An 8,361-nucleotide genomic window follows, 5' to 3' on the forward strand; every position below is an offset into this window, starting at 1 on the left:
TATGAGCCATGGGATATTACATAGCATCCAGTTCACTGCCAAATTGATTCAAGAATTAGAAAATGAATTCGGAACCAAGGTAGGGGAGTTAGCAGAAACAATAGCCCCTAAAGCTGAGCGTGAGCAGTGGTTAAACTGCAAGCCGGAAGATGCAGTCAACACCTACATTAAAAACATGCATTTCACGGTTAATTTATTAGAGCAATTAAAGCAAGAATATGGTGAAAAAATAGCGGAATTAACCTCTGCTTTGGTTGCTTGCGAAGAACAAATTCGCTGGTCGAATGCGGCAGCGAAAGAGGATGACCACTCTATTGATCATTTCATTCGTATGGTATGGGAGCCCCTAGCACCTTTAGGGTTTAAATTTACGGTTGAAAAACGTGCAGAAGGTTCGCAGTTACACTGCACAAGTTGTCCTATCCATGAGTTATCGAAAATGATTGGCGGCGCTGAATGGTTAGCTATTCTGGAGTGCAACAAAGATTTACATAATGTGAAAGGCTTTAATCCCAACATCGGATTTAAACGAACTAAAACGCTAATGAAAGGCGATTCGCATTGTGACCATTTTTACTATCCTAAAAATGGCCAACAGGAGCAAGGGGAGTAATATGCAACCTAAGCCTAAGTCATTAGTGGTCATCACCGGAGCAAGCTCTGGTATTGGGGAAGCTATTGCCAAGCTATTTTCCGAAGCTGGTTTTCCTTTATTATTGGCAGCGCGACGTATTGAGCGGTTACGTTCGTTAAACCTGCCCAATGCGCTATGCGAAGAAGTGGATGTTCGTGATGTGGCACAATTTCAAAAGGCGCTTGATAAAGCAGTGCAGCAATTCGGTGAAGTGGATTGTCTAATCAATAATGCCGGAGTGATGCTACTAGGCGACCCGCAGACCCAAAATCCAGATGAATTAAAAACGATGCTGGATGTCAATGTATTGGGTGTATTAAATGGAATCCACTGCGTTTTAAATAGTATGATCCAACGCAAGCATGGCACTATTATCAATATCAGTTCAATTGCCGGACGCAAAACTTTTACTTTCCATGCTGGTTATTGTGCCTCTAAATTTGCGGTTCATGCGCTTTCAGAAAGCATTCGCGCTGATGTGGCAAAACACAATGTCCGTGTTTCAACCATAGCCCCAGGCGTTGTCGAAACGGATTTATTGAGTCACACGAGTTCAGAAGACATCATTAAAGCCTATACCGATTGGAAATCGACTTTAAATTATGTATTAAGGCCAGAAGATGTCGCCCAGGCTGCACTTTATTTATATACACAACCGCAGCAAGTTTGTATTCGTGAATTGGTGATTACAGCGACCGCCCAGGAAACCTAAGGAGAAAAAATGCAAGAAGCGACAAATAAACCAGAAGGGAATAGATCGAAAATAGCGGTTCTTTCTTTGTTTTTGACTATTTTTGTGGATGCTGCAGGGTTAGCCCTGATTTTCCCGATACTCACCCCTTTGTTTATCAATAACAGTACCGATTTATTTAATGCGGCGACCCCTATTGAAGTCCGTTATTACGTCTATGGCCTGGTCTTGGCGATGTATCCCTTAATGATGTTTTTGGGATCACCGTTTTTGGGGGCATTATCAGACAAGTATGGGCGAAAGCCGACCTTGCTCGTTTGCCTGCTAGGTAACTTGTTTGGCTTAATCATCACGGGTGCAGGGGTTAGTCTGAATAGTATCTCTATCATCCTTTTAGGGCGCATCATTTGCGGAATAACTGCGGCAAGTTTGCCTATTGCCCAAGCTGCTATCATTGATATGAGTACGGAACAAACAAAGTCCAGAAATATCAGTATTATCACAGCTGCGAATGCAGTCGGATTTTCTATAGGACCGGTTATAGGCGGTGTGTTTTCAACTGACATTTTGCTAAGCCATGTGTTCTCTTATGCAACTCCTTTTTATATTACTGCTGTATTGCCTTTACTAACCTTTTTGTTAATTGTTTTTTCCTTCAAAGAAACTTATCCAGGGAATCGAAGCATTAAGTTAAATTTATTTTCTGCGATGGTGAATATTTACTACGCGTTTAAAATTCACCAAACCCGGTTACCCATTTTTATTTTGGGCATTTTTCTAATCGGCTATTACATGTTTTTTAATTATTTATCTGCTTATTCCCTGCAGGTTTTTCAATTTGATAGTTTGATGGAATCCGTCTTACTCACTTATTTTTCGGTTTTTTTCGCGATATCGTTGCTGCTTATTATTCCGGCTGTAACCAAGCGGGTAAGCCTTCGCAAGAGTTTGCTCTTAGGCATAATACCGCAGCCAATTTTGATCGCGATGATCATTTGCTTTGAGAATATTTGGGTCTTCTGGAGTTGTGTCGCTCTCATGGCGATTGTGGTTCCTAGTGTTTATGTGGTGATTCTAAGTATCCTGTCTAACGAGACTGAACGCGAATTTCAGGGAAGAATCATGGGTGTTTCATCCTCAATTAATTCGTTGGCCTGGGGTATTGCGCCTTTAATGTCTGCTTTTTTACAGCCGATATTGACTGTTCTTCCTTTTATGGTTGCGGTGGTGATTCTCACTACAGGCTCATTATTATCGATTAAGTACAGCAATGGTGTCGGCCTCAGAGAACAAGAGGATAACGAACTATGCTCGGTCGCAGAATAAGAAAAGGTAAAACATGATGTGGGTTCTCTCTGTAGGAGTATTGGTTATTGTAGGGCTCGGCGTGATAGTACTTCGAGCTTTGCTTAGCAAACCTTCTGCGCCGCCAGTGCGTGAACAGGTTAAACTTGAAATTGAAGAAGATTCGGCGATTTCCCGCTTAAGTCAAGTGATTCAATTTGAGACTATTTCAGAGCAACCTTTAGTCAATGCGAATCCTGAAGCTTTTAAGGCTTTGCATGACTATTTGTTTACTACCTATGCTGAATTATTCAAACGGGTCGAAATACAACGATTTGGGGAATTTGCGCTTCTCTTAAAATGGCAAGGTAATGATTCGTCCTTAGAACCTATGCTGCTAATTGCCCATCAAGATGTCGTTCCAGTGCCTCCCACGGAATATGATCAATGGTCGTTCCCTCCTTTTTCAGGCCAAGTGAAGGAAGGTTATATTTGTGGGCGAGGCGCTTTGGATATGAAAACCAGTTTGGTGGCGATTTTAGAGGCGGTAAGTCGGTTGATGCAGGAGAATTTTCAACTGCAAAGAACTATTTACATCTATCTTGGTGATGATGAGGAAGTTGGTGGACCTACCGCTAAAAAAGCAGCGGAATGGTTAAAGGCGGAAGAGGGTAAATTGTGTTACATTATCGATGAAGGAGGAGCGATTCTTGAAAAAATGCTCCCGGAGCTTAAATCGCCTTTATGTTTGATCGGGATTGGACAAAAGGGGCAGCTTAATATTGAGCTGTCGGTTGGAGGGGAAAGCGGGCATTCAGCCAAACCACCGCAAAAAACTCCGATAGATATTTTAGGTGGAGCCATTGCGAGGATAAAAGCGCATGATATGCCAGTTCATGCTGACTCCTTAGTTTTTCCTTTGTTTCAAAAAATGGCGCCTTACTTACCTTTTTCTAAAAGGCTGATTATGGCGAATTTATGGTTATTTAAACCGCTCCTTACAGCCAAACTTATCGAAAATCCGCTCATGAATGCCATGATGCGAACTACCGCTGCACCAACCCTTTTTAACGCAGGTGTGAAGCAAAATATACTTCCCGAGTTGGCAAGGGCTACGATCAATTACCGCTTATATCCAGGGGATACTAAAGACGAAGTAGTCAAACATCTGCAAAAAGTACTAAAAGATTTGCCGGTTGAAATCAAAGTCCTCGATACTTTTAACGGACCTGTGCTAGCAGACACCAATGCCTATGGGTTTCATGTCATTAGTAACTCTGCCCAGCAAATCGATCAGGACTCAGTCTTGGTAGCACCTGTGCTCACTATCGGCGGTACTGACGGTAGGCATTTTGCCGCTTTAACGGATAATGCGTATCAGTTTCTTTTTATTCGCGGCACGATGGACGATTTTAAAGGGTATCATGGCATTAATGAGCGGATTTCCATCGCCAATTATCTTAATAGCATTCGTTTCTATGTCCAATTGATTAAAAACTCCCAAAGCCAGCAGGAACAGTAAATCATGAATCAGTTATTAACCAATTTTGCCCAGCAATTCGGCTTATCCCCTCTCGATTCAGGAGGCTCGACAATTTTTATCATGGTACACGGGGCTGATGGATCAATTGCTTCTTTTTATGAGTTGGCTAGAAAGCTTCATTTCCCCCTTGTTGGTGTGAGCTATGTTCATTCTGTCGTTGGCCATTGCGAGTCAATCGAAGCTTTTGCTGCAACTTATTTAGATTTTTTATCCCAGTCTTACCCGGATGTAAATTACGTGCTTGCAGGTCATTCCTTTGGTGGTCTGGTTGCTTATGAAATGGCAGCGATGCTCGCGGCAAAAAAGAAAAGGGAGTTCCCTGTATTCTTGCTTGACCCAAACTTACCTCTTGCTATGCGCGATTATCATGCCGAACGTTTGTTTGAGCTGCGCGTATTAGCAAGCACTATTTTTTCGCAACAAATGATAGAAAAACATGATGTCTATCAATGTGAAGAAAATACCCTGCTCGAATTACTTCACCGATGTTTAAAGCCTCATCGGCTGGAAGCAATTTTAGAAACCAGGAAACACTGCCTACGGGCGCTAAGTCGGTATGTCTATCGCGAATACCCAGAGGTGGAAGCGCATATGATTCATGCAAGCGATCGATTGGCCTATGACTTCACTGACCAAGATACAAAATGCATTACGATTGGCAAGAATGTGAGTGGTAATCACTTCACCATGCTGAATATCCCTCATGTTGATGATCTCGCTTCCCACATTAATTCAAATTTAGGACGTTATTTATGAATAAAATGACTTACGAGGGAAAGTTTCCCCATCAATTATTTGAAGAACAAGTTCTTATTTCTGGCTCAAACCGAGCTGTTTTTAGTGAGAATTGTTTTTTAAATTACCGTGATTTAAATGATAAAGCGAATCAATTAGCCCATTATTTACGTGAAGAATTACACATTGCACCAGGCGACAGTGTCGGTGTGTGTATGACCCATGATCCTGAGCGTGTTTTATCCCTGATGGCTATTGCCAAAGCGGGAGCGATTTACGTCCCTATCGATCCATTCTACCCTGCTGATTTAATCAATTACATGACGGGTAAAATTGATGCCAAAATCATTCTGGTAAATCGTTCAGAGCTGTTCGCTAAAGAGCAAGAGTTAACAGCTCGTCTGGTCAATTTAGATGCCATAAAGTTGGCGCAGTATTCCAACGCAAACCTTCCCTTGACGATAAAGCTGCGCGATCCCATGTATATTATTTTCACTTCTGGCTCGACGGGGCGGCCGAAAGCGGTGGCTGTTTCTCATGAAGCGGCTCATAACCATTTTGCCTGGATTATGGATTATACCTCCTTTGAGCCTAACGATATTTGGCTGCAAACGATCAACCCTTCTTTTGATCCGTCTATGCATGAGTTAATGGCGCCCTTGATGATAGGCGGTAGTATTGGCTTAATCGGCGGCTTAAGAAAATTGGATAGTCGCGAAATTACCGACGCGATTATTCGCCATCAAGCGACCCACATCACTACGGTACCGACCATGTTGACCCTTCTAGTCAACACACCCAATTTTTCTGCATGCCGCAGCTTAAAACACGTCTGTGTGGGGGGGGAAGTTTTCAGGCCAGCGTTGGCTGAGAAGGCCTTGGCGCAATTGCCGAATACCGTATTTCATAATGTGTATGGCCCTACTGAAGCGACCATCATGGCGAGTGGCTGGAAAATTGAAGCACCACAAGATAGAGAGGCACTTCCTATTGGTCCTGCTATTTACAATATGGCATTTTATTTAAAAACTGATGACGGAAAAATTATACCTACCCTGCCTAATTCAGAAGGGGAGTTATGTATTAGCGGGGTGTCGTTGGCAAATGGTTATGTGAATGATGAAGGCTTAACGAATGAACGATTTGTTCAAAATCCGCTAGAAATGGATCCGCAATCCATGTATCACCGGCTCTACTTTTCCGGCGATCGGTGCCGCGTGGATGCTGAAGGGAATATCTATTGTTTAGGCCGTCTGGATGATCAGGTCAAAATTAATGGTCAACGCGTTGAGTTGGCCGAAATCGAATATCAATTTTCGACACTGCCAGAAGTGCATGATGTGGGGGCTTTATTAATTGAAGGGGATTTAATTATCGCCTTGGTGCCAACGACAGTACCAAACCATGAGGAAAGCTGGTTAGCTCAGGTTCGCGAGAAGATGGAGAAAAAATTACCCAAGCATATGTTGCCCAAGCGGATGAAAATCCTCGACGCTATTCCAAGGCAAGCAGTGAGTGCTAAGGCAGATAGAAAAAAATTAATGGAAATTCTAGCTGCAATGAAAACTCCCGAGCACTTCCAAAAGCTAACCGCTAAGCAGGAGGAGCTTTCTCTAGAAGAAACAGTGGCTAAGATGGTTGCGGAAATCATTCAAGACGACATTGATTCGGATTCAGAGATCAGCTTTGCTGATCTTGGGCTTGATTCAGTTGATCTTCAAATGCTCACTTTACGCTTGAGCAAGCATTTTAATGTTGAGATTCGCACGGAAGATTTATTTGAGTATTACACCATTGGAAAATTAGCCAGCTTTATTGACGAGCACATGAGCTGTGTTGCTTGAGAAGGTAGAAAAAAAATGAAAAAAATAGATATTGCGATTATCGGGGGCGGCATATCAGGATTATACAGCGCCTATCGCTTAAAAAAATCCTTTCCGGAAAAAAGCATAGCGGTGTTTGAGTCCCTGCCTTTCTTAGGTGGGCGGATTCAAACCGGATCGTTTGCCAATGGCTTATTTAAACCCGCTTACGGAGCCTTGCGAATTGAGCCCGATTACCAAACAGAGACACACCGCTTTATGCAGGAATTACAAATTCCGGTGAAACACATTGAGCAAGGGGAAGCGAGTTCTTCTTCGACGCCTAATTTTGAAGCACTGACCGCTGAAGAACGAGAACTTATTTTAAAGCACCCTGAGATTGGCGCAGATATCACTTTACTTGAATTAGGAATGAAAAAAATATTGGGTAACCAGTGGGATCTGCATACGGACGACTTGGCTAATCCGCACCGCAATGCAGCTCTTGAGACACTTCGAAATACGGCGACTTACAAAAATAAGCCTCTTTATCAGCAGGGGGCATGGAATGTATTTTCCGATGTCCTTTCTTACGAAGCAGTGGAATTTTTCCGAGAAAAAGGTGCTTACTACAACATGAAAAATGATAATCAAAATGCCATTGACTGGATCATTTTTCTCCTTAATTTGCGCCTCATGAAGCAACCTTCCTATATCCCGGAGGGAGGTATGATTCAAATGATAAATCTTATTGAAAAAGAGCTTCGCTCCTTGGGCGTCGATATTCATGTGAATCATCATTTACAAGCCATGAATGAAATAGATAAGCAAACTATTTGCTTGAAGATAGAGCAGGTGCAATCAAGAAAGGTTGAAGAGCTCACATGCGAGCATGTTGTTCTGGCAATTCCTCAGTATCCTTTGAAAAAATTAGCCGCTTGCTTGCCTGCCACGATTAATACCTTGCTTGATAGCGTATCGCCAATCCCGATTATCTGGGTAACCGCAACCATGAAAAACCCGCCTTGGGAGTTAGATGCCAAACCCACCAGTGGTGAGTTTGCCCCTATTCGGGCTGCGCATTTGGAATTCAAAGAAGAAAAAGGCGAAACCTACGGTATGGCTATGCTGTATTGTGATGGCCCTTGGCATCAATATTGGCGGCATTATGTGGAAGATAATGTGGATGACTTTGAAGGTTATCAGTATCTCCCGCAGGTCAATAAAAATGAATTTTTCAAAAATGAGATTGAAAAAACCCTGCAGCAGCATTTTAGTTTGCCAATCAAACCCTCGGTTGACGAATGGGGAATCCGCGATTGGGGGCGCCCTCCTTTTGGTGCAGCAGTTCATTTATGGAAGGTTGGGGCGCAATCCAGTTTAATCATGCAAACGCTGAAAGCCTTTTCGTTGCGAGAAAATGGCCAGCATAAAAATGTTCACATTTGCGGTGAAGCGTTTTCACAATGTCAGGGTTTTTTTGAGGGGTCTATCCGCTCTGCGGATTTTGCGATCTCAGCGATTGAACAATCGTACCGGCAAGCTGCATCGTTTTAAGAAGATCACTGGCTATTAAACTAAGTGATCCTATCTGCGTCACTCATGGTCGCGGATTATTGGATCTTAACTTAGTGACAGTGTGGTAGGGGCTGGGTACTTATGTTTTAAGAGG

General features: G+C 42.8%; 7 protein-coding genes. All 7 read left to right on the top strand.

Going from position 1 to position 8,361, the window contains the following annotated elements; all coding sequences use genetic code 11:
• The first annotated feature begins 1 nt into the window (after position 1).
• The 7 genes from LMI_RS14775 to LMI_RS03075 are packed head-to-tail and all read left to right on the top strand — an operon-like array spanning position 2 to position 8,246.
• Entirely contained in the window at positions 2-613 is a 612-nt protein-coding gene (locus LMI_RS14775) for an L-2-amino-thiazoline-4-carboxylic acid hydrolase (protein ID WP_052679430.1), read from the top strand.
• Between the two features lies 1 nt (position 614).
• A complete protein-coding gene (locus tag LMI_RS03050) occupies positions 615-1,346 on the top strand; it encodes an SDR family oxidoreductase (protein ID WP_045098481.1) in 732 nt (243 codons plus the stop codon).
• A gap of 9 nt (positions 1,347-1,355) precedes the next feature.
• A complete protein-coding gene (locus tag LMI_RS03055) occupies positions 1,356-2,651 on the top strand; it encodes an MFS transporter (RefSeq protein ID WP_045098482.1) in 1,296 nt (431 codons plus the stop codon).
• 13 nt (positions 2,652-2,664) lie between these two features.
• Complete coding sequence (locus LMI_RS03060; protein ID WP_082050696.1) at positions 2,665-4,131, top strand: M20/M25/M40 family metallo-hydrolase; 1,467 nt, start codon at positions 2,665-2,667, stop codon at positions 4,129-4,131.
• Positions 4,132-4,134: 3 nt separating this feature from the next.
• Complete coding sequence (locus LMI_RS03065) at positions 4,135-4,908, top strand: thioesterase domain-containing protein (protein WP_045098483.1); 774 nt, start codon at positions 4,135-4,137, stop codon at positions 4,906-4,908.
• On the top strand, positions 4,905-6,731 hold the full coding sequence (locus LMI_RS03070) for a non-ribosomal peptide synthetase (RefSeq protein ID WP_045098484.1): 1,827 nt from the start codon (positions 4,905-4,907) through the stop codon (positions 6,729-6,731). The genes LMI_RS03065 and LMI_RS03070 overlap by 4 nt, the downstream gene beginning before the upstream one ends.
• A 15-nt stretch (positions 6,732-6,746) precedes the next feature.
• Positions 6,747-8,246 carry a flavin monoamine oxidase family protein gene (locus tag LMI_RS03075; protein ID WP_045098485.1) on the top strand — a complete coding sequence of 500 codons (1,500 nt, stop codon included), beginning with the start codon at positions 6,747-6,749 and terminating at the stop codon, positions 8,244-8,246.
• Positions 8,247-8,361 lie beyond the last annotated feature (115 nt).

It is taken from the genome of Legionella micdadei, from assembly GCF_000953635.1.
GTDB lineage: Bacteria > Pseudomonadota > Gammaproteobacteria > Legionellales > Legionellaceae > Tatlockia > Tatlockia micdadei.